Annotated in this window: 21 protein-coding genes; 18 read left to right on the top strand and 3 right to left on the bottom strand. The window is 46.8% G+C overall.

Annotated features, from left to right (window positions below; all coding sequences use genetic code 11):
• Positions 1 to 4 precede the first annotated feature (4 nt).
• From BTA31_RS01935 to BTA31_RS01970, 7 genes are all read left to right on the top strand, one after another.
• Positions 5 to 373 (top strand): YhcU family protein, encoded by a 369-nt coding sequence (locus tag BTA31_RS01935; protein ID WP_043926476.1) that lies wholly within the window; start codon positions 5 to 7, stop codon positions 371 to 373.
• A 188-nt stretch (positions 374 to 561) separates the two neighbouring features.
• Positions 562 to 966, top strand: a complete 405-nt coding sequence (locus tag BTA31_RS01940) for a CBS domain-containing protein (protein ID WP_422109649.1) — start codon at positions 562 to 564, stop codon at positions 964 to 966.
• 138 nt (positions 967 to 1,104) lie between these two features.
• On the top strand, positions 1,105 to 1,767 hold the full coding sequence (locus BTA31_RS01945; protein ID WP_076788665.1) for an HAD family hydrolase: 663 nt from the start codon (positions 1,105 to 1,107) through the stop codon (positions 1,765 to 1,767).
• Positions 1,768 to 1,790: 23 nt separating this feature from the next.
• Positions 1,791 to 3,329, top strand: a complete 1,539-nt coding sequence (locus tag BTA31_RS01950) for a bifunctional GNAT family N-acetyltransferase/carbon-nitrogen hydrolase family protein (RefSeq protein WP_076788668.1) — start codon at positions 1,791 to 1,793, stop codon at positions 3,327 to 3,329.
• A 334-nt stretch (positions 3,330 to 3,663) separates the two neighbouring features.
• Positions 3,664 to 5,292, top strand: coding sequence for a ribosomal protection-like ABC-F family protein (gene abc-f / locus BTA31_RS01955; protein WP_076788671.1), 1,629 nt, complete (start codon positions 3,664 to 3,666; stop codon positions 5,290 to 5,292).
• Positions 5,293 to 5,537: 245 nt separating this feature from the next.
• Positions 5,538 to 6,338 carry a formate/nitrite transporter family protein gene (locus tag BTA31_RS01960; RefSeq protein ID WP_043926481.1) on the top strand — a complete coding sequence of 267 codons (801 nt, stop codon included), beginning with the start codon at positions 5,538 to 5,540 and terminating at the stop codon, positions 6,336 to 6,338.
• A gap of 790 nt (positions 6,339 to 7,128) precedes the next feature.
• A complete protein-coding gene (locus tag BTA31_RS01970) occupies positions 7,129 to 8,040 on the top strand; it encodes an AEC family transporter (protein ID WP_003180080.1) in 912 nt (303 codons plus the stop codon).
• A 106-nt stretch (positions 8,041 to 8,146) separates the two neighbouring features.
• Here the strand turns inward: BTA31_RS01970 and BTA31_RS01975 are convergent, their stop codons facing one another.
• On the bottom strand, positions 8,147 to 9,139 hold the full coding sequence (locus BTA31_RS01975; RefSeq protein WP_076788674.1) for a quinone oxidoreductase family protein: 993 nt from the start codon (positions 9,137 to 9,139) through the stop codon (positions 8,147 to 8,149).
• Positions 9,140 to 9,314: 175 nt separating this feature from the next.
• Between BTA31_RS01975 and BTA31_RS01980 the strand changes: the two genes are divergently transcribed.
• From BTA31_RS01980 to BTA31_RS02025, 10 genes are all read left to right on the top strand, one after another.
• Entirely contained in the window at positions 9,315 to 9,872 is a 558-nt protein-coding gene (locus tag BTA31_RS01980) for a glycerol-3-phosphate responsive antiterminator (RefSeq protein ID WP_043926484.1), read from the top strand.
• Positions 9,873 to 10,099: 227 nt separating this feature from the next.
• On the top strand, positions 10,100 to 10,915 hold the full coding sequence (locus tag BTA31_RS01985) for an MIP/aquaporin family protein (RefSeq protein ID WP_076788677.1): 816 nt from the start codon (positions 10,100 to 10,102) through the stop codon (positions 10,913 to 10,915).
• 43 nt (positions 10,916 to 10,958) lie between these two features.
• Positions 10,959 to 12,449 (top strand): glycerol kinase GlpK, encoded by a 1,491-nt coding sequence (glpK, locus tag BTA31_RS01990; RefSeq protein WP_076788680.1) that lies wholly within the window; start codon positions 10,959 to 10,961, stop codon positions 12,447 to 12,449.
• Between the two features lie 145 nt (positions 12,450 to 12,594).
• Positions 12,595 to 14,262: a glycerol-3-phosphate dehydrogenase gene (gene glpD, locus BTA31_RS01995; protein WP_076788683.1), complete on the top strand. Its 1,668-nt coding sequence runs from the start codon at positions 12,595 to 12,597 to the stop codon at positions 14,260 to 14,262.
• Between the two features lie 184 nt (positions 14,263 to 14,446).
• Positions 14,447 to 16,195 (top strand): phospho-sugar mutase, encoded by a 1,749-nt coding sequence (locus BTA31_RS02000; RefSeq protein ID WP_076788686.1) that lies wholly within the window; start codon positions 14,447 to 14,449, stop codon positions 16,193 to 16,195.
• A 129-nt stretch (positions 16,196 to 16,324) separates the two neighbouring features.
• A complete protein-coding gene (locus BTA31_RS02005; protein ID WP_076788689.1) occupies positions 16,325 to 16,783 on the top strand; it encodes a DUF6773 family protein in 459 nt (152 codons plus the stop codon).
• Positions 16,784 to 16,804: 21 nt separating this feature from the next.
• Complete coding sequence (locus BTA31_RS02010; RefSeq protein ID WP_043926489.1) at positions 16,805 to 17,002, top strand: helix-turn-helix transcriptional regulator; 198 nt, start codon at positions 16,805 to 16,807, stop codon at positions 17,000 to 17,002.
• Between the two features lie 119 nt (positions 17,003 to 17,121).
• Positions 17,122 to 18,261 (top strand): GAF domain-containing sensor histidine kinase, encoded by a 1,140-nt coding sequence (locus BTA31_RS02015; RefSeq protein WP_076788691.1) that lies wholly within the window; start codon positions 17,122 to 17,124, stop codon positions 18,259 to 18,261.
• Complete coding sequence (locus BTA31_RS02020) at positions 18,258 to 18,908, top strand: response regulator transcription factor (protein WP_076788694.1); 651 nt, start codon at positions 18,258 to 18,260, stop codon at positions 18,906 to 18,908. Before BTA31_RS02015 ends, BTA31_RS02020 begins: the two co-directional genes overlap by 4 nt.
• A gap of 4 nt (positions 18,909 to 18,912) precedes the next feature.
• Positions 18,913 to 19,431, top strand: a complete 519-nt coding sequence (locus BTA31_RS02025) for an NADPH-dependent FMN reductase (RefSeq protein WP_076788697.1) — start codon at positions 18,913 to 18,915, stop codon at positions 19,429 to 19,431.
• A 29-nt stretch (positions 19,432 to 19,460) separates the two neighbouring features.
• Here the strand turns inward: BTA31_RS02025 and BTA31_RS02030 are convergent, their stop codons facing one another.
• Positions 19,461 to 19,709, bottom strand: a complete 249-nt coding sequence (locus BTA31_RS02030; protein WP_003180102.1) for a YhdB family protein — start codon at positions 19,707 to 19,709, stop codon at positions 19,461 to 19,463.
• 196 nt (positions 19,710 to 19,905) lie between these two features.
• Between BTA31_RS02030 and BTA31_RS02035 the strand changes: the two genes are divergently transcribed.
• Positions 19,906 to 20,232 (top strand): YqzG/YhdC family protein, encoded by a 327-nt coding sequence (locus BTA31_RS02035; RefSeq protein WP_326068458.1) that lies wholly within the window; start codon positions 19,906 to 19,908, stop codon positions 20,230 to 20,232.
• A 31-nt stretch (positions 20,233 to 20,263) separates the two neighbouring features.
• Here BTA31_RS02035 and nsrR read toward each other — a convergent pair whose 3' ends face one another.
• A complete protein-coding gene (nsrR, locus tag BTA31_RS02040; protein ID WP_043926494.1) occupies positions 20,264 to 20,695 on the bottom strand; it encodes a nitric oxide-sensing transcriptional repressor NsrR in 432 nt (143 codons plus the stop codon).
• Between the last annotated feature and the right edge of the window lie 143 nt (positions 20,696 to 20,838).

Below are 20,838 nucleotides of genomic sequence, written 5' to 3' on the forward strand. Positions count from 1 at the left end.
AAGGGTGATCAATTTGCGAATTGTAAAGGCAGCAACTGAAGAACAAGAAATTTATATAGAAGAGCTTGTATCAGAGCTGTATCAAATATTTCCATTGTACTTGAATAAACAAAAAATAAAAGAACTCAAAAAGCAGGGCGTGCTTGAATTGAAAGAGGATGAATACAAAGGTACGCTCGATGAAGCGTTTCAGATTATGACAAGCCTGCAATTGATCCATGCGTTATTAACTAAGGCGAAACGCCGGTGGGTGCTGAAAGACCGTGATTTGTTCGATAAAAACTGCCGCAAGCTGAATGACTGCGGTCTGTACTTCCCTCTAACATCTGCCGACTTTCACATCGTGAATACCGAGAATAAAATGCTGATGTAAAGCCGGATTTGTCTGAATTGAAAGAGCTTGTTCCAACTCGGAAAAGCTCTTCTTTTTATGAAAAGATGATATAAGAAAAAAGCGGAAAACACAATGAAATGGTGCCAACTTCCTTTTTAGCATGTGCGTGACTTGTACATACTAACAACCGAAAGGGGTGCAGTCTATTGACGACAATCAGCAATGCGATGTCTAGACAAGTGGCAACAATTTCTTCCAATCAAACGGTCCAAGAAGCGGCTGAGTTGATGAGCCGCCATAATATAGGGGCGATCCCGGTCGTAGATCAAGGCGTGTTAAAAGGAATGATCACAGACCGTGATATCACGCTCAGAACGACAGCGGAAGGCCAGGATGGACAGACACCTGTTTCAAACATCATGACAACAAATGTTGTTTCAGGGAATCCGAACATGAGCCTTGAAGAGGCATCACAGCTGATGGCTCAAAGCCAAATCCGCCGTCTGCCGATCATCGAAAACAACCATTTAGTCGGCATTTTGGCGCTCGGAGATCTGGCGGTAAACGAAATGTCCAATGAATCTGCCGGACAGGCGCTTACGAACATTTCCACTCCGGCACGGACTCAGTAAGAACGGAAGAGCTTGCCTCTTACAGCAGGCTCTTCTTCATTTATACATACCGGTTTTTAGTGTCTTCTCTTTTCAAGGGGCGGCAAGAAGGATACAATGAATGGTGCAAACAGTCAAAAGGAGTTGGGCTAAAGCGCGATGATTAAAGCAGTGATTTTTGATTTTGACGGTCTTATTTTAGATACAGAAACGCACGAATATGAAGTGCTCCAGGAAATTTTTGAAGAGCACGGCTCAGAGCTGCCAATGTCGGTTTGGGGAAATGTCATCGGCACGGCCGCCGGATTCCAGCCGTTTTCTTATCTGGAGGAACAGCTGCAAAAAAAGCTGGACCATGAACAACTGACGAAATTGAGACAAGAGCGTTTTACGAAAAGAATGGAAAATGAAAAAGCGCGTCCAGGTGTGGAAGCTTATTTGTCCGCGGCGAAAGAGCTCGGTTTAAAAATCGGCCTGGCGTCAAGCTCGGATTATAAATGGGTCTCCCAGCATTTGAAACAAATCGGTCTGTACGACGATTTTGAGTGCATCAGAACGGCCGATGATGTTGAGGAAGTCAAACCGAACCCTGAACTCTATTTGAAGGCGGCGGAATGCCTCGGTGTGAAGCCTGAGGAGTGCATTGCATTCGAAGACTCTGTCAACGGATCAATCGCCGCGAAAAGAGCCGGAATGAAATGTGTCATTGTACCGAATAAAGTAACGAAAAGCCTGCTGTTCGAGCATTATGATCACCGCCTGGAATCAATGGCGGAAATGGAGCTGGAACAGCTGATCGAAAAAATTTCCGATCCAACATAAAGAAGGCAGAGGAGGAATGGGACGTGTCTGAAAAACTGGATCTTTCCCGCTTTGAAAAAAAGATCGTCATCCGCAATATAGAAGAAAAAGATATCGACAGCATCATCGGGCTGCAAGAGCTTTGTTTTCCGGGAATGATCCCATGGAAACGGGCGCATCTGGAAAGTCATTTGGAACACTTCCCGGAAGGCCAGTTTTGCGCAGAGCTTGACGGAGAAGTGATCGGTTCCTGTTCAAGCCTGTTAATCAACTTTGATGAATATGATGACAGACATACATGGCAGGATATTACAGATGACGGGTATATTACAAATCACAATCCCGACGGCTTAAACATGTACGGAATCGAGGTCATGGTTCATCCTGAATACAGACGGATGAAGATCGGCCACCGTCTCTATGAAGCGCGAAAAGATCTGGCAAGGCGCTTGAATTTAAAGAGCATTATCATCGGCGGCAGGATCCCGAACTATCATAAGTACGCTTCCGAGATGACGCCGAGGGAGTATGTCGAACAAGTCATCCACCACCAGATCTATGATCCGGTCCTTTCGTTTCAGCTGTTGAACGGATTTACGATGATGAGAATCAACCCGAACTATCTCCCGGATGACAGAGCATCAAGCAAATATGCGACATTGATGGAGTGGAATAATGTCGACTACTTGCCGCAGACGAAACGCTATTACAAATCAGCTTTTCCGGTGAGAATCTGCGTGATTCAATATGAGATGAAGCAGATTCATTCCTTCGAAGAGTTTGCCAACCAAGTCGAATACTATGCAGATGTAGCTTCAGACGCGGGAGCGGATTTTGCCGTCTATCCCGAAATCTTTACGACGCAGCTGATGTCGTTTCTTGAAGAGCGCTCACCGAGCCTGGCCGTTCAGCGGATTACCGAATATACAGAAGACTATATCAGCCTGTTCACAGACCTTGCCGTTAAATACAATGTCAACATTATCGGCGGTTCCCACTTCGTTGAAGAAGAAGGAAAGATCTACAATATCGCTTACTTGTTCAGAAGAGACGGAACCATTGAAAAGCAATATAAGCTTCATATTACCCCGAATGAACGAAAATGGTGGGGCATCAGCAGGGGGGACGAGGTGCGCGTCTTTGACACAGACTGCGGCAAAATCGCGATCCAGATCTGCTATGACATCGAGTTCCCCGAACTCGGCAGAATTGCAACCGAAAAAGGGGCCAAGATTATTTTTACCCCTTTCTGTACGGAAGACCGCCAAGGCTATTTGCGAGTCAGATACTGCGCTCAAGCAAGAGCGGTTGAAAATCAGGTATACACGGTTATTTCCGGCACAGTCGGCAATCTGCCGCAAACCGAAAATATGGATATCCAATATGCGCAATCCGCGATTTTTGCTCCTTCAGATTTTGAATTTGCAAGGGATGGAATCGTCGGCGAATGCAATCCAAACATTGAGATGGTGGTCATCGGCGATGTCGACCTGGAAATTCTCAGAAGACAGCGGCAGGACGGAACGGTCCGGCAGCTCAAGGACAGACGCCATGACATTTACAGGATTCATTATAAAAAATAGCAGAATCGTTGCCGGCCGCTTGAGGCCGGCTTTTTCATGTTGACTTTTAGCTTTATTTTTCATATATTGTAACTATTAAAAGGAGGTGGAAAAGATGAATCAAACTGGTAAGCGTATGACGGATATGCAAGCCCATCTGTATATTTGTCGCGCGATTTTTTCCGGAGAATGCGTATTACGGGATCAGTCTGCCCTTTTTTACACATTCAATTGGAAAAAATACCAGTGAGAGACATCTGCCCACAATCGGATTTTCTGATGCTGACGGCGGGGTGTAAGCTCTGCCGTCTTTTTTATGCTCAGTGTCTCTTCACGGGATACGGAGGAAAGATAGATGATGATATGCAGTTTGCAACATGTCGGGCAAACATACGGAGGACATACGATTTTCAACGGGCTGTCATGGGACCTGCACCAAGGGGAGCGAATCGGTCTGATCGGACGAAATGGGGAAGGGAAAACGACGTTATTGAAACTGATCAGCGGCCAAATGAAACCTGATGAAGGCCTTGTGACTTGGAAAAAAGGATTATCAACGGGGCTCTTGGAGCAGAATCCCGCATGGGACGGCAGCAAAACGGTAAAAGAGCTGCTGTATGACGTTTTTTCATCATTATGGAACACACAGCAAAAGCTTTCCCGGATTGAACGTCAATTGGCAGTTGAAAAGGACGCGGAAAAACTCAGTCTTCTTTTGGAGAAGTACGGATCTTTGCAGGATGAATTTCAGCGAAAAGGCGGCTACGGCATCAGTGCGCAAATCGAACGGGTGGCGCACGGTTTGAAAATTGAGCGGCTATTCGATGCCGAGTGGCGGGAGTTAAGCGGAGGAGAACGGACGAAAGCGGGTCTTGCCAGGCTTCTTCTGTCAGCTCCGGATCTGCTTTTGCTGGATGAACCGACAAACCATTTGGATTTGACAGCAATTGAATGGCTGACATCTTTTTTAAAGCAGTACAAAGGGACTGCGGTCATCGTATCGCATGACCGCTATTTCCTGGATGAATCGGTCACTTCGATTCTCGAAATCGACCAGGGAGAGCTACACTTTTACAAAGGCGGCTATACACACTATGCTGATGAACGGGAAGAGCGCCTCATGAGAGAATTTCATGACTATCAGGATCAGCAGAAGAAAATCAAAAAAATGAAGGACACGATCAAGCGGCTGAAGGAATGGGCGAATCGCGCCAATCCTCCGAATGACGGCCTGCATCGGAGAGCGAAAAGCATGGAAAAAGCTTTGGAGCGCATGGAGAAGGTGAAGAAACCCGTACTGGAACGCAAAAAGATCGATTTAGCTTTCAGCATGGATGAACGAAGCGGAAAAGATGTCGTCAGGCTTGAGGATGTCTGCAAAAGCTTCGGTGAGCGGGCGCTTTTTGACAATCTCAGTATGCATGTCCGTTTTCAGGAGCGCGCCGCTATCGTCGGGGAGAACGGCAGCGGCAAAACGACGCTGCTCAATATCATCAGCGGAAAGGAAACGCCAGACAGCGGTGACGTGCAGCTTGGCAGCAATTTATCAGCTGCATATCTGACTCAGCATGTCGGTGAAATGGAAGAAGAGCGCACGGTTTTAGCCGAATTCCGTGAGCATGTTTCTGCATCAGAAGGCGAAGCCAGAATGATGCTTGCAAAGTTTTTGTTTTTCGGTCAATCCGTCTTTCAAAAAGTGAAAGATTTAAGCGGAGGCGAACGGATGCGGCTTCGCTTGGCACAGCTCGTTCACCAAAACCATAACGTGCTGATCCTCGATGAGCCGACAAACCATTTGGACATCGAATCGAAGGAGATGCTTGAAGAAGCATTAAGCCAATTTCAAGGGACGATTATTGCGGTTTCGCACGACAGATACTTTCTTGACCGGCTTTTCAATGTCACCTGGTGGCTTGACGGCAGGAAACTCGTCAAGTATGAAGGGAACTATACATTCGCAAGGGGGAAGCGGCAGCAGGGTTGACACATTTTTATCACTTTTGATAGGATATTGCTACAGTTATAGAAGGCAAAAGCAATGGAATGTATGCACGGACTGTATATATTCTCTTTCAATATCTTAATTCTGCTTGATTTTGTTGTATGGGTATGCATACAAGTTAGGCAGCATTCAAACGCCTGGTTGACACAGGTTATTTGAGTGCTGCCTTTTTTTATTGTCTTTCTGCCATAACTGTGAGAAAAGAAGAAATAATGGAGGGTTCTAGTATGGCTTTTCGAAAACCGGATGAAATAGCGGATGCAGCAATTGAAGCAGGGATGAAAAAAGTACAGCTCCCGCTGCCGTCTCTGCTTGTATTGGGGTTTTTAGGCGGCGCATTTATCGCGCTTGGGTACTTGCTTGATATCAGGGTAATCGGCGACCTGCCGAAAGAATGGGGAAGCCTGTCCAGCCTGATCGGAGCTGCCGTATTTCCTGTCGGTCTGATACTTGTTGTGCTCGCTGGCGCTGAATTGATCACAGGGAATATGATGTCCGTTGCGATGGCTTTATTTTCAAGAAAAATATCACTAAAACAATTGGCGGTTAACTGGGGAATCGTCACGATTATGAACTTAATCGGCGCACTGTTTGTTGCTTACTTTTTCGGACATTTGGTTGGATTGACTGAAACAGGTCCTTATTTAGAAAAAACGATCGCCGTTGCACAAGGGAAACTCGATATGAGCTTCGGCAAGGTTCTCATTTCCGGCATCGGCTGTAACTGGCTTGTATGTCTTGCGGTATGGCTTTCTTTCGGCGCACAAGACGGAGCAGGAAAAATCCTTGGCATCTGGTTCCCAATTATGGCTTTTGTGGCAATCGGATTTCAGCACGTTGTCGCCAACATGTTTGTGATTCCCGCAGCCATTTTTGCAGGCTCGTTCACATGGGGGCAGTTTATCGGAAACATCATTCCGGCATTTATCGGCAATGTCATTGGCGGATCCGTGTTCGTCGGTCTCATTTATTTTATTGGATACTACAAGAAAGACCGCTCCAGAAAAGAAATGAAGCGGGTATCATAAACGAAAGGCAAATCCACTCGATGGAACATACAAATTACGACCATTTTTAGAAAAAGATGATTGCAAAGTGGAATTTGGGGGATATACTTACAAAGAAAAAGCAAAGGAGGCTGAACAAAATGACAATGAGACAGCAACGTCAACCTGAATGTGGCACACAAGGAAAAGTTCACTGTTCATTCAGCCTGTGGAAGTGTTCGTGTGCTTCCTTAACCGATGCTTTTCGCACGCATTAAAATTGGAATAGACGGACATACGCAACTCCCCGCAGGCAGTAGAGGCATTGGTGTCTTCTTTTGTCTGCGGTTTTTATTTGCCCGCCGCAGAAAAAATGATGCCGGGTTATTTCGCTTGAAGCGGATTTGAAAGGGGGAGAGCGCTATATGGAAGTTTCATTATGACAGTGAAAAAGGCAGTTACATTTGTCCGAACCAGCAAACAATTACATACTCAAAAGGCTGCCGATCACATCATTCAAATCCTGAAATCTGTTCCGCATGCCCATTGCTTGAGCACTGTACAAGATCAAAGAACCGCCAGAAAGTCATCACTTGGCATGTACGGGAGGACCGCAAAATCGTTTGTAAAACGGAATCCTGGGTGAACAAGTTCTCCTCACAGCCGCATGCCAGAACATGAAGAAGATTCCCGCATACCTAGCCAAACAGGGCCAGGTATGTGGGAGCTCTTTTTCTGCAACCGGGATGGAAACACCGTTGAAAACAAACGGAATTTTCTATATGATGGATAGTATTAATGAGAACGGTTATACATAAAAAGAAGGTGCATCATGGAGTTTCTGTTTGTTTTACTGCCGGTTTTCGGGATATTTGCGATCGGGTTCATCGGACAAAAGCTGCTTCATTTTGATATTCAGAACCTATCTAAAATGTCCCTGTATTTAATGTCTCCGTTTTTAGCGTTTGATACGTTTTATGAGAACAAGCTGACGATGGATTATATCTATATGTCTGTCTATTGTCTCGGCCTCTGTTTAACTTTGATTCTATTTGTTTATCTCATTTCATATGTTCACGGGTATTCCAATCAGGAGCGGTGCGCTCTCGTTTTATCGTCCGCTTTCATGAATAACGGAAACTACGGTACTCCCGTCGTCCTGCTTGTCTACGGCACGGCCGGGCTTGATATCGCCGTTGTGCTGATGGTGCTTCAGCAGCTTGTCATGAGCACGATTGGAATGTATTACGCAGCGAAAGGAAGCCCTGAAGCGGGCGGATTTAAAATCGTGATGACAAGGGTTATCCGGATGCCGGTTGCATACGGTGCGCTGCTCGGCATATGCTTTCAGCTGGGGCATATTTCGATTCCCGAACAGTTAATGACGGGAATTAAATTGGTGGGAGATGCCGCGATTCCGACGATTATGATTATTCTCGGCATGCAGCTTGCCGTGATTTCCTTTCAACATATCGAATACCGGAAAATCTCTTACTCGCTTTTGCTGAAATTATTCGTGTCTCCGCTCATTGCCTTGGGATTTGCGCTGATTCTTCCAGTCGACGGGCTTGTCAAACAGATCATGGTGCTGGCGGCGGCCATGCCGACGGCGGCGAATACGACTTTGATGGCGGTGCAGTTTGAAACAAAGCCGGAAATCGTTTCAAGCGCGACTTTTATCAGTACAATGCTCAGCATCGCCACCCTTCCGGTCGTGCTGTGGCTGCTTTCATTATGGGGCTGACCTGAATCTTTCAGGTTGCCTTTTTTTCCGGCGAAGACCAAAAGGCAGCTTGCACCGCCTAAAAAACGGCGGCTGATGACATGGCAAGCCGCCGTTCCCCCCGAGTTTACCCGCCTATTTGCAAAGCGATATTTCCAAACTGCTCCCCGTCTTTCATCCTTTTAAAGGCCGGAACCGCTTCTGATAAAGGAAATACTTGATCAAGCACCGGCTTAAGCGAATGGCGTTCGATAAAATCAATCATTTGCCGAAATTCTTCGAGGCTGCCCATCGAAGTACCGATGATGCTGATTTGCGGGAAAAAGAGCGAGCGCAGCGGAAGCTGGATGCTGTCTCCCGAGCTGGCACCGAAATTGACGATCCTTCCATTCGGCTTGATGACATCGAAATTATTCACAAAAGTGGCCGGGCCGATGCTGTCGAGGATCAAATCAACCCGTTCTCCGCCCAAGCTGTCTTTCCACAGGCCGCGGCTGTCCATTGCGAAGTCGGCTCCATAGCGGAGCGCTTCTTTTCTTTTTTCTTCGCTTCGGGAGGTTACAGTCACCCGCGCGCCCGCGGCCTTTGCCATGAGCAGCGCATTTGTGGCGACGCCTCCGCCGATTCCCGGTATTAAGACGTGTTCGCCTTTTTGTAAATGTCCTTTCGTAAATAACGCCCTGTAAGCAGTCAGAGCGGATAAAGGCAGGACGCCTGCTTCCTCCCAGGAAAGGTGCGCCGGCTTTTTCAACACGTGCTTCGCCGGGACGATGACATGCTCTGCGAAAGTCCCGTCAGATGGGCCGCCGAGAATGTCCGGTACTTGCGGAACAGAATCCGTATATTCCCAGCCGATGCTCGGATTGATGATCACCTCTGTATGAACGGCGAGGTCCCGAACGCCTTCACCTGTCTCTTCGATCGTGCCTGCTCCGTCGGAGCCGGGTATAAACGGGGCATCACCCGCCTCCCTGGACTGAAAGAGGAACAAGTCGCGGTGGTTCAGTCCGGCCGCTTTCAGTCTGATTTTGACTTCACCCGGGCCGGGCGTTTTGTCGGAAACGTCTGTATATTTCAGCCCTGAAAGGCCCTTGATTCCTTCATGGATGATCGCTTTCATAAAAAAATTCCCCCCATTCGAGTTGGTTGTGTTAAATTATGGACATGAATGAAGGTAAATGTAAAATGATTTGCCTAGGGGCCGTGAGAGGCTTCTGTTTTATAAAGGATTGCAATGAGACGGAAATTCCATTAGTGTAATACAGAAGCAAGATAGCAAGTGAAGGAGATGGAACATGAGTTTTCACGATCAAAATATTTTACCTGCGGTACGCAATATGAAGCAGTTTGATACATTCCTGGACAGCCCTTTTTCATACGGGGTGCTGCTTGACATCCATCTTGGACAGCTGGGAGGCGTCATCAGCGCGGCAAGATCTCATGGGAAAAAAATGTTTGTTCACGTCGATCTGATCCAAGGGATTAAGCATGATGAATACGGTGCGGAATTCATTTGCCAGGAAATGAAGCCTGCGGGCATTCTTTCAACAAGATCAAGCGTTATCGCCAAAGCAAAGCAGAAGAAAGTGTATGCGATCCAGCGCATGTTTTTAATAGACACAAGCGCCATGAAGAAGAGTATTGAATTGGTGAAAAAGCACAGACCTGACTATATAGAAGTGCTTCCCGGAGTAGTGCCGGAATTGATCAGGGAAGTCAAAGAAAAAACCGGCATTCCGATCTTTGCGGGCGGGTTTATCCGTACCGAAAAAGACGTCGAGCAGGCGCTTGCAGCAGGGGCGTCCGCAGTCACCACCTCAGACACTGATTTATGGAAAAAATACTGGAACTAAAAATTTAAAATGTGAAAAATTATTGACAACGCTTTCACTATACGATACGATCTTACTAAGTTAATACATTGTGACGGAGACTCGGAGACCACAGCAGTTCTTTACTCAGTATGATGTAAAGAAAGTTTGCTGTGTTTTTTTATGGTCTTTTAGACACAGTGAAGAAGGTGAACCCATGGTGTTCATCTTAGAATAACACTTCATAATAGATTTTAGGAGGGATAGCCTTGACAGCATTTTGGGGGGAAGTTATCGGAACGATGCTGCTCATCGTCTTTGGAGCTGGAGTTTGTGCAGGAGTTAATTTGAAAAAATCGCTGTCCCATCAATCCGGATGGATTGTGATCGTCTTCGGCTGGGGGCTTGGCGTGGCCATGGCGGTATATGCCGTCGGCGGCATCAGCGGAGCGCATTTAAATCCCGCCGTTACATTGGGGCTGGCATTTGTCGGAGATTTTCCTTGGAAAGAAGTGCCTTCTTATATTTTGGGACAGATGATCGGCGCATTTTTAGGAGCGGTGCTCGTTTTTCTTCACTACTTGCCGCACTGGAAAGAAACCGAGGATCAAGGCGCGAAGCTGGGAGTATTTTCGACAGGTCCGGCGATTCCAAATACATTTGCAAACCTGTTCAGTGAAACATTGGGGACTTTTATTCTCGTTCTCGGACTTTTAACGATCGGTGCAAACAAGTTTACTGACGGACTGAATCCGCTTGTTGTCGGATTTCTGATCGTGGCGATCGGGATCTCGCTCGGCGGAACAACAGGCTATGCGATTAATCCTGCCCGCGATCTGGGGCCGAGAATTGCCCACTTTGTCCTTCCGATTGCAGACAAAGGGAGTTCAAATTGGAAGTACGCGTGGATTCCTGTTTTAGGACCGGCGCTCGGCGGTTCATTTGCAGGTGTTTTTTACAACGCCGCATTCAAAGGGCACATCACCAACACATTTTGGATTGTAAGCGTTATACTAGTTGTGATATTGTTAGGTTTCTATATTCATATGAAAAAACAACCGGTTGATCAATCGGTCAACATTTAAAAAAAACGCAATCTTAACAGACATATAAGGGGGAGTTTCAAATATGGAAAAGTACATTTTGTCTCTTGATCAAGGCACCACAAGCACAAGGGCGATTGTTTTCAACAAAGCAGGCGAAATCGTCCATATTGCGCAAAAGGAATTTCAGCAATATTTTCCAAACCCCGGCTGGGTTGAACACAATGCAAATGAAATCTGGGGCTCCGTTCTGTCGGTGATCGCTTCTGCGCTTTCAGAATCGGGGATCGAAGCCGGACAAATTGCCGGAATCGGGATCACAAACCAGCGGGAAACGACCGTGGTTTGGGATAAACATACCGGCAAACCGGTCTACAACGCGATTGTGTGGCAGTCCCGCCAATCGGCGGAAATATGCCAGGAATTGAGAGAGAAAGGCTATGAAGAGACGATCAGAGAAAAAACAGGCCTTTTAATCGATCCTTATTTTTCAGGCACGAAGGTGAAATGGATTTTGGATCATGTGGAAGGGGCGCGGGAGAAAGCTGAAAACGGCGACCTTCTCTTCGGTACGATCGATTCTTGGCTGATCTGGAAAATGTCCGGCGGAAAAGCGCATGTGACAGATTATTCAAACGCCTCAAGAACATTGATGTTCAACATCTATGACCTAAAATGGGATGATGAACTTCTCGATATTCTCGGCGTGCCGAAATCGATGCTTCCGGAAGTCAAGCCTTCATCGCATGTATACGCTGAAACGGTCGATTATCATTTCTTCGGCAAAAACATTCCGATTGCAGGTGCAGCCGGCGACCAGCAGGCAGCATTGTTCGGGCAGGCTTGCTTTGAAGAAGGAATGGTTAAGAACACGTATGGAACAGGCTGCTTTATGCTGATGAACACCGGCGAGAAAGCGATCAAATCAGAGCACGGCCTGCTGACGACAATCGCTTGGGGCATCGACGGAAAGGTGGAATATTCGCTGGAAGGCAGCGTCTTCGTCGCGGGTTCCGCTATTCAATGGCTGCGCGATGGGCTGAGAATGTTTAAAGACGCCAAAGAAAGTGAAAAATACGCTGTAAGAGCAGAATCTGCCGATGGTGTTTATGTGGTCCCTGCATTTGTAGGTTTAGGCACGCCTTATTGGGACAGCGATGTCCGCGGCGCTGTATTCGGACTGACCCGGGGTACGACGAAAGAGCATTTTGTCAGAGCAACGCTTGAAGCGCTTGCCTATCAAACGAAAGACGTGCTTGACGCAATGAAGGAAGACTCCGGGATCTCGGTTAAAACGCTGAGAGTCGACGGCGGAGCTGTCAAAAACAACTTCCTGATGGATTTTCAGGGCGACATTTTGGATGTCCCTGTAGAACGTCCTGAAATCAATGAAACAACAGCGCTCGGTTCAGCATATTTAGCGGGCCTTGCTGTCGGCTTCTGGAGCGATCGTTCCGAGATTAAAGACCAATGGCAGCTTGACAAACGTTTTGAACCGAAAATGGAAGAAAAAGAGCGTGAGAGTCTGTACAACGGGTGGAAGAAAGCTGTAAATGCAGCTAGGGCTTTTAAATAAGCCGCATGTATGTTACAATCTAATTAAGTTAATAGGAACGGTTGGAGAAGAGGAGAGACCGCAGGCACCAAAGCAGTATCAGCGCTTTGGATGTTTGTGGTCTCTTTTTCTATTTTTTACCGTGACAACAAGGGAGGACATGAACATGGAATCATTATTTTCAAGCCGTAAACGGGACGACATGTTACAGAATATGACGAAGCAGAAGTATGACGTGTTTATTATCGGCGGAGGTATTACCGGTGCAGGGACGGCATTGGACGCCGCATCGCGCGGAATGAAAACGGCGCTTTGCGAAATGCAGGACTTTGCGGCCGGAACGTCAAGCCGCTCTACGAAACTTGTACATGGCGGACTTCGCTATTTAAAGCAATTTGAAGTGAAAATGGTAGCAGAGGTCGGCAAAGAGCGGGCGATCGTCTATGAAAACGGGCCGCACGTGACAACGCCCGAATGGATGCTGCTTCCGATGCATAAGGGAGGGACTTTCGGCAAATTCAGCACTTCAATCGGACTGAGGGTGTACGACTTTTTGGCAGGCGTCAAAAAAGCTGAGCGGAGGAGCATGCTGAATGCCGAAGAAACGCTTCAAAAAGAGCCGCTCGTGAAAAAGAACGGCCTGAAAGGCGGCGGCTATTATGTCGAATACCGGACGGATGACGCCAGGTTGACGATCGAAGTCATGAAAGAAGCGGTTAAATTCGGAGCCGAGGCTGTCAATTATGCAAAAGTAAGCGATTTTATATATGAAAACGGCAAGGTCACCGGCGTGGTCATTGAAGACGTCTTCACGAAAAAAACGTACCGCGTCTACGCGAAAAAAATCGTGAATGCCGCGGGGCCGTGGGTCGACCGTCTGCGGGAAAAAGACCATTCAAAAGAAGGCAAACACCTTCAGCATACAAAAGGCGTGCATCTTGTTTTTGATCAATCGGTCTTTCCTTTAAAACAAGCCGTTTATTTTGATACGCCTGACGGCCGCATGGTGTTCGCGATTCCGAGAGACGGAAAGGCATATGTCGGCACAACGGACACCGTCTACAACGAGGATCTGGAACACCCTCGAATGACGACTGCAGACAGGGATTATGTCATCAACGCAATCAACTATATGTTCCCTGAACTGGGGATCAAGGCCGAAGATGTCGAATCAAGCTGGGCGGGGCTCAGACCGCTGATTCATGAAGAGGGAAAAGACCCGTCTGAGATCTCCCGCAAAGATGAAATCTGGACTTCTGAATCCGGACTGATCACGATTGCCGGCGGAAAGCTGACCGGCTACAGAAAAATGGCTGAGCATATCGTCAATCTTGTCAGAGACCGATTAAAAGAGGAGGGCGGCAGAGACTTCGGACCTTGCAGAACAAAAACGATGCCGATCTCAGGCGGCCATATCGGCGGCTCCAAAAATCTGGAGGCTTTTATTCAAACGAAAGCAGCCGAAGGAATCGAGGCTGGACTGTCCGAAGAGACGGCCAAACAGATCGCCGCACGATACGGTTCGAACGCAGACCGCCTGTTTGATCGTATTCCATCGTTGAAAGATGAAGCAGCAGAACGCCGCATCCCTGTCCATGTACTAGCAGAAATGGATTACGGGATCGAGGAAGAAATGGCAGCCGTTCCGGCAGACTTCTTCGTACGCAGAACGGGTGCGCTGTTCTTTGACATCAATTGGGTCCGCACTTATAAAGACAGCCTTACGGACTACATGAGCGAGAAGCTGAACTGGGATGGCGAAACAAAGGCCCGGCATGTTCAGGCATTGGAAGGACTTCTTCACGATGCTGTTGTCCCGCTGGAAAGCAGATGATTTATTAGGGCGAATGACCTTGATGAATTTTCGTTAAAAATCAACCGAATGGCCTAACATGAGGCTGTCTTGATCAGGCAGCCTCATTTTTTTCGTTTGGCATGCTAAATTTGGACAAAGCGGCTGTTTGTCGATATGATAAAAGAAAAGCTGCAATTACTTAGCTAGAACATTGGAGGTAATCATGAGCTGGAGAACAAGCTATGAACGCTGGAAAAACAAAGAAAACTTAGATTCCGAATTAAAATCGCTTCTTCTGAAAGCGGAAGGCAATGAAAAAGAACTAGAGGATTGCTTTTATAAAAAACTTGAGTTTGGTACAGCCGGTATGCGCGGAGAGATCGGACCTGGCCCGAACCGCATGAACGTTTATACGGTTCGCAAAGCATCGGCGGGCCTTGCCGCGTACATAGGAGCGAACAGCGAAGAAGCAAAAAAGCGCGGTGTTGTGATCGCGTACGATTCCCGCCACAAATCGCCTGAATTTGCAATGGAAGCTGCTAAGACGCTCGCAGAAAACGGCGTTCAAACGTACGTGTTTGACGAACTGCGCCCGACACCTGAACTTTCCTTTGCGGTAAGAGAACTGAATGCGTTTGCAGGTATTGTCATCACGGCGAGCCATAACCCGCCTGAATACAACGGCTATAAAGTCTACGGAGAGGATGGCGCGCAGCTTCCGCCAGCTGATGCCGACAAACTCATTGCCTTTGTCAATGCGATTGAAAACGAACTGGAAATCGAAGCCGGCGATGAAGCTGCTTTAACCGAAAAAGGGCTGATCAAAATGATCGGCGAAGACATTGACCAAGCCTATCTTGATAAGCTGATATCGATTTCCGTCAACCCCGATCTGGCAAAGGAGACCGAGGTCAAAGTCATCTTCACCCCGCTTCACGGAACGGCAAACAAATCCGTCAGACGGGGCCTGAAAGCTCTCGGGTATGAACATGTCACAGTCGTCCCTGAACAGGAGCTGCCTGACCCTGACTTTTCGACCGTATCTTCTCCTAATCCGGAAGAGCACGCGGCTTTTGAATATGCGATCAGACTTGGAGAAGAAAAAGGAGCCGATATTCTGATCGGTACCGATCCTGACGCGGACCGGCTCGGCGTCGCTGTAAAGGATCAAGAAGGCCGCTACGTGGTGCTGACAGGAAATCAAACCGGCGCGCTGCTCCTGCATTATTTGCTATCACAAAAACAGGAGAAAGGCACACTGCCTGATAACGGAGTCGTCCTGAAAACGATTGTGACGAGCGAAATGGGGCGCGACATCGCCACTTCTTTCGAGCTTGACACGATCGACACGCTGACCGGTTTTAAATTCATCGGAGAAAAAATCAAACAATTTGAAGCATCGGGCGAATATGCTTTCCAATTTGGTTATGAGGAAAGCTACGGCTACTTGATCGGCGATTTCGCAAGGGACAAGGATGCCGTCCAGGCCGCACTGCTTGCCGTTGAGGTATGCGCCTTCTATAAAAAGCAGGGAAAATCGCTGTATGACGGGCTCCTCGAATTGTATAAATCGTTCGGCTTTTATAGAGAAGGCTTGAAGTCCCTGACCTTAAAAGGAAAAGAGGGAGCGGAACAAATCGCAGCGATCCTCAGCACATTCAGAGAACAGCCGCCTCTTTCCATCGCCGGAAAAGACGTTGTATCCGCCGAAGACTATTTGACAGGGAAGCGGACGCTGCTGAAGGAAAACAAAACGGAAACGATCGATCTTCCGAAATCTAATGTTTTGAAATATTTCCTGGAAGACGGCTCATGGTTCTGCCTCCGTCCATCAGGAACAGAGCCTAAAGTGAAATTTTATTTCGCGGTCAAAGGCCGAACCAACGAAGACAGTGAAGCACTTCTCCATCAATTAACAGACGAAGTAATGAAAAAAATCGACGATATTGTAAAATCGACTTCAAATTCATAATCGCTGAAAACCCGCCTTGGCAAATGGCGGGTTTTTTATTTTTTATTGATAAGCGGCAATGGATGATGTAATATATATATTACAATAAGTCAGATATAAATTGCATCTTAAAAGGGGAGAATGACTGACATGAAATGGAGCAAAACCGGGGATGAATACATAGAAAAGAAAATGACGCAATTTTTCAGCGAAGCCGGTACGATTGTCGCTGCTATCTTATTTTTGGATATGATCATCCGGGGCCTCATTTTAGGGAGACCGGCATCCGAATACATCATCAGTGCCATCGGTTTTGCGGTCTATGCAGGCTGGATATTGCTCTGCTATCTTTTGTCGGGGTTTGAATACCCGGAGATCGCAGGTCAATCCGCGTATCGGAAAAAAAGAAAAGAAATCGCAGCCCTCAGCCTCGCCTCCGGCCTCATATTTGCCATTTTAACGCTTATCTTTATCGGCATGCCGGAACATCTCGACAGTTGGGTTGACTTTATTGCCATGGTGATGTTGTTTGTATTCATTCATTTTCTGATTAACTTTATCTCGTTGCGTAAATCCTTTCGGAAAAATCAAGATCTTTTAGATGATTAAATCAAAACGGCGGGTGAGCACATGGTTAACCGGGTCAAACTCGCCCGGATCGAAAAGTCTTTGACACAAGCCCAGCTCGCCGAGCGGGTCAATGTGACAAGGCAGACGATCGGGCTGATCGAAAAAAATAAATACAATCCGACCTTGCAGCTTTGCATCGCGATCGCAAAGGCGCTGGACAAAACGCTTGACGATTTGTTTTGGGAGGAAGGAGCTTAAAGGATCGTTTTGCCCTTTCTCAGTCAAAAGTCTTAGAAAAGTTCATCTCATAAGGGCGGGCTTTTTTTTATCAAATGCCGGTATAATAAAAGAAACTCCGGTTTAAGGGGATGAAGCTTTTGCGGGAAGACACGCAGTTTGAAAAATTGAAAACGCTCAAAGAAATAGCGGAAACGTTAAATGAAGGGAACCATCTAAAGGAAACGCTTCATGCTGTTTTAAAGAAGCTGCTCCGCTTAACGGGACTGAAAACGGCTTGGCTATTTCTGATCGATGAAAAGGGAAGCTTTGAACTGGCCGCTTCGGTTCGCCTGCCTCAGGCCCTTTCTTACCGGCACAACCGTTTATTATGCGAAGGAAGCTGCTACTGTCTTGAACAATACAGGGGCGAAAAGCTGGACAGGGCGAAAAATATCATCCACTGCCGGCGGATTACGACGGCCATGAAACAGAAAACTGGAGATCCGGAAGGCATCACACATCATGCAACGGTTCCGCTCAGCGACCAAAAGAAACGGTTCGGTTTGCTGAACGTTGCGGCTCCGGGCAAAATTCATTTCAGCCGCGGGGAACTGGCGCTCCTCGAAGCTGTTGCTCTGCAAATCGGGATGGCGATCAAACGGATGAGGCTTGCTGAACAACAGCAAAAACACATGCTGCTGACCGAAAGAAACAGATTGGCTCAGGACTTACATGATTCCGTCAATCAAATGCTTTTTTCGCTCAGCTTGACCGCTAAAGCGGCGGGTGAAATGACAGACCAGCCCGAAATCAGGGAAATGCTCGAGTTTATGCAAAACCTTTCTCATGAAGCGCTTCTTGAGATGCGGGCGTTAATTTGGCAGCTCAGGCCCCAGGGCTTGGAAGAAGGATTAGCGGCGGCTCTTGAAAAATATGCGGAAGTGCTCGGCCTTCAGGTGATCTTCAAGCTCAGCGGTGTGCTCCGTCTGCCGCCTCTTGTTGAGGAATTGATGTGGCGGCTGAGCCAGGAAGCCCTCAACAATTGCAAAAAGCATGCCGGTGCAAGCCGCATACAAGTGAAAATCGATGTATTCCAGTCGTCTGCCGTCTTGGAAATCGAAGATGACGGCAAAGGGTTTCAGTACGATCCTGATGCGGGCATTCCGACGCTTGGGCTGAAAGGAATGAAGGAGCGGACGGAAAAAGCGGGCGGCACGCTCTTGATCACCTCCGCAATCGGTAAGGGGACGAAAATCCGGGCGGTTTTACCTTTGAAGGAGAAGGGGGAGGCAGGATGAAAAAGGTGAAAATCATCATTGCCGATGATCATCATATTGTCAGAAAAGGCCTCTTGTTTTTTTTCAAAACAAAAAGCGATTTTGACGTTGTCGGAGAGGCTTCGACAGGAATCGAGGCGCTCGATGTCTTGCGAAAACGGGAGGCAGACATCGTATTAATGGATTTATCAATGCCTGAAATGGATGGAATTGAGGCGACAAAGCGAATAAAAAAGGAATATCCGTCTGTCAAAGTCATAGCGCTGACAAGCTATGCGGACGAAAGCTATGTGATCCCTGCCATCCAGGCGGGAGCATGTGCCTATCAGCTGAAAGATGCCGAGCCTGATGAACTTGTCGAGACGATTCGTGCTGTTTATGGCGGCAAATACTCATTGGATCCGAACATCATGTCCCACATCTTTCACCATGTATCACAGGCGGATGAGAAAGAAAAAATACATCAATTGACAAATAGAGAAAAAGATGTTTTATTGGAAATTACAAAAGGGAAAAGCAACAAGGAAATTGCCGCATCTTTATTTATCAGCGAAAAAACGGTGAAAACCCATGTGTCCAATCTGCTGTCAAAGCTTGGCTTATCCGATCGCACGCAAGCCGCGCTCTTTGCAGTAAAACACGGACTACAACAAAATGACGGGAGATGATCAAATGAAAATAACCGTAATCAGCGGAACCGCGAGAAAACAAGGCAGAACGCGGATCGCCGCTTCCTATATTACCCGCACTTATCAGGCGGAGCTTATCGATCTAAGCGAGTTCAGCCTTCCGATTTTCAACGGAGACGAAGAGCAAAACTCGCTGGAAAATGTTCGAAAACTGAAAGCTTCGGTTAAAGAAGCAGATGCTGTCGTTTTATTATCTCCCGAATACCACAGCGGTATGAGCGGCGCTTTGAAAAATGCGCTCGATTTTTTAAGCAATGAGCAGTTCTCGGGCAAACCGGTGGCGCTCTTTGTTTGTGCAGGAGGCGGCAAAGGCGGGATGAACGCGCTCGCCAATATGCGCATTGTCGCACGCGGAGTTTATGCGAACGTCATCACAAAGCAGCTTGTGCTCGATCCGATTCATATTGATGAAGAACACCAAACGGTTACTGAAGCAGCCAAAGCCAATATCAAAAATGTAATGGAAGAGCTTCTGCTCTTTGCCGAATTTCAAAAAGCCTGACGCCGACAAAGCGCCAGGCTTATTTTATTTTACGTAAAGACAAGCACGCCGTTTTCATGTTCGTGTCCGGAAAATGAGGCGTGATCAATATACTGCAGCAGATCATAAAGCCTTTTTTCGACAATGGCGTCATCTCTTTCAAAATTGTAGGCGTGCAAAAAATGTTCGATCCGCTTTGATAATAAATCGTCTTCTGTCCGCACCATCAGAATCAGCAGATTGTCCCACTGCGACCGGTGCGTATAGTACAAAGCTTTGTCATAATCAGCGTAATTCAATTTCGCCACTCTCCCTTCTTTCTGAGGAGTCATGCTTATTTTATGTGGCGGGGTGTTTTTTTCTCCGGGCAAAACTTGGTCTCCCTTGTTTAGCGACCTAGAAATATGAGGATGGTATACGCAGACCGCGAAAAATGTCTGCATGACATTCGCCGTTTACGGTCAAGCTAACGTATGTACAATACATGCGGAGCGAATGGAAATGAAAAAACGATATTGCACGTACTTTTTTTGCATACTAACGCTTTTATCATTCCCGGCGAAAAGCCACTTTCAAGCAGGTGTTTCCGATGTACCTGAACGGTGGGAAAGAATCGCCTGGAGCGCGCTTGAAGAAAAATACGAAGGCGCAAAGCTCGAGGATTATGAATATTTAGGGCGTACACAAGTCAATGATGAAGAGACAAAGGATGTTTTCAGGGTAACCGTCAATCAGGAAGGCAAATCATTTTCGGCGCACGCCGAGGTGTATTTTCATCCGGTGACCAATGCGATCATCAACGTCAATATTTTTCCTTTATAGCAAAAAAAAACGAAGGAAACCGCTTCCTTCGTTAACTCAATAATTTACGTATATGGTCCTGATTAACGATAATATCTTGCAGAGTGTATTGATCCAATACGTCCAAATAGGCGGAAAGGGCTTTGTTTAAAACATGCTTTAATCCGCAGCTCGGAGAAAGTATACAGTTGTTTTTTTCTCCGTTAAAACACTCGACAATGTTAAAATCATCTTCTGTATTTCTTATGACTTCACCGATATTAATCAGTTCAGGTGCTTTTCCGAGACGAATCCCGCCGTTGCGGCCCCGAATCGTTTCAACGTAGCCAAGCTTGCCAAGCTCGTAAATCACCTTCATAAGGTGGTTTTTTGAAATGGAATAAGAATCGGCGATGTCTTTTATATTGACAAGCTCGTTTGAGTTTTTGGTTGCTAGAAAAATCAGCACTCTCAATGAGTAATCCGTATAATTTGTTAATTTCATCGCATACCCTCATTCAAACAAGTTTCCATTATCTTATCACATTTGTTTTCAATTATGAGGGTGAAGCAGAAATTGTTACAAAAATATAAAACATTCATTGATAATATTGCTTTAATTCCATTAAAAGTCTAGTATAAAGCTGT

Origin of the sequence: Bacillus haynesii (genome assembly GCF_001969855.1) — a bacterium.
Taxonomy (GTDB): domain Bacteria; phylum Bacillota; class Bacilli; order Bacillales; family Bacillaceae; genus Bacillus; species Bacillus haynesii.

Excerpts from the sequence above, each read along its gene's own strand:
- BTA31_RS01940 (WP_422109649.1), top strand. The coding sequence starts at position 562 with ATGTCTAGACAAGTGGCAACAATTTCTTCCAATCAAACGGTCCAAGAA.
- BTA31_RS01945 (WP_076788665.1), top strand. The coding sequence starts at position 1,105 with ATGATTAAAGCAGTGATTTTTGATTTTGACGGTCTTATTTTAGATACA.
- abc-f (WP_076788671.1), top strand. The coding sequence starts at position 3,664 with ATGATGATATGCAGTTTGCAACATGTCGGGCAAACATACGGAGGACAT.
- BTA31_RS01960 (WP_043926481.1), top strand. The coding sequence starts at position 5,538 with ATGGCTTTTCGAAAACCGGATGAAATAGCGGATGCAGCAATTGAAGCA.
- BTA31_RS01970 (WP_003180080.1), top strand. The coding sequence starts at position 7,129 with ATGGAGTTTCTGTTTGTTTTACTGCCGGTTTTCGGGATATTTGCGATC.
- BTA31_RS01975 (WP_076788674.1), bottom strand. The coding sequence starts at position 9,139 with ATGAAAGCGATCATCCATGAAGGAATCAAGGGCCTTTCAGGGCTGAAA.
- BTA31_RS01980 (WP_043926484.1), top strand. The coding sequence starts at position 9,315 with ATGAGTTTTCACGATCAAAATATTTTACCTGCGGTACGCAATATGAAG.
- glpK (WP_076788680.1), top strand. The coding sequence starts at position 10,959 with ATGGAAAAGTACATTTTGTCTCTTGATCAAGGCACCACAAGCACAAGG.
- glpD (WP_076788683.1), top strand. The coding sequence starts at position 12,595 with ATGGAATCATTATTTTCAAGCCGTAAACGGGACGACATGTTACAGAAT.
- BTA31_RS02000 (WP_076788686.1), top strand. The coding sequence starts at position 14,447 with ATGAGCTGGAGAACAAGCTATGAACGCTGGAAAAACAAAGAAAACTTA.
- BTA31_RS02005 (WP_076788689.1), top strand. The coding sequence starts at position 16,325 with ATGAAATGGAGCAAAACCGGGGATGAATACATAGAAAAGAAAATGACG.
- BTA31_RS02010 (WP_043926489.1), top strand. The coding sequence starts at position 16,805 with ATGGTTAACCGGGTCAAACTCGCCCGGATCGAAAAGTCTTTGACACAA.
- BTA31_RS02020 (WP_076788694.1), top strand. The coding sequence starts at position 18,258 with ATGAAAAAGGTGAAAATCATCATTGCCGATGATCATCATATTGTCAGA.
- BTA31_RS02025 (WP_076788697.1), top strand. The coding sequence starts at position 18,913 with ATGAAAATAACCGTAATCAGCGGAACCGCGAGAAAACAAGGCAGAACG.
- BTA31_RS02035 (WP_326068458.1), top strand. The coding sequence starts at position 19,906 with ATGGAAATGAAAAAACGATATTGCACGTACTTTTTTTGCATACTAACG.
- nsrR (WP_043926494.1), bottom strand. The coding sequence starts at position 20,695 with ATGAAATTAACAAATTATACGGATTACTCATTGAGAGTGCTGATTTTT.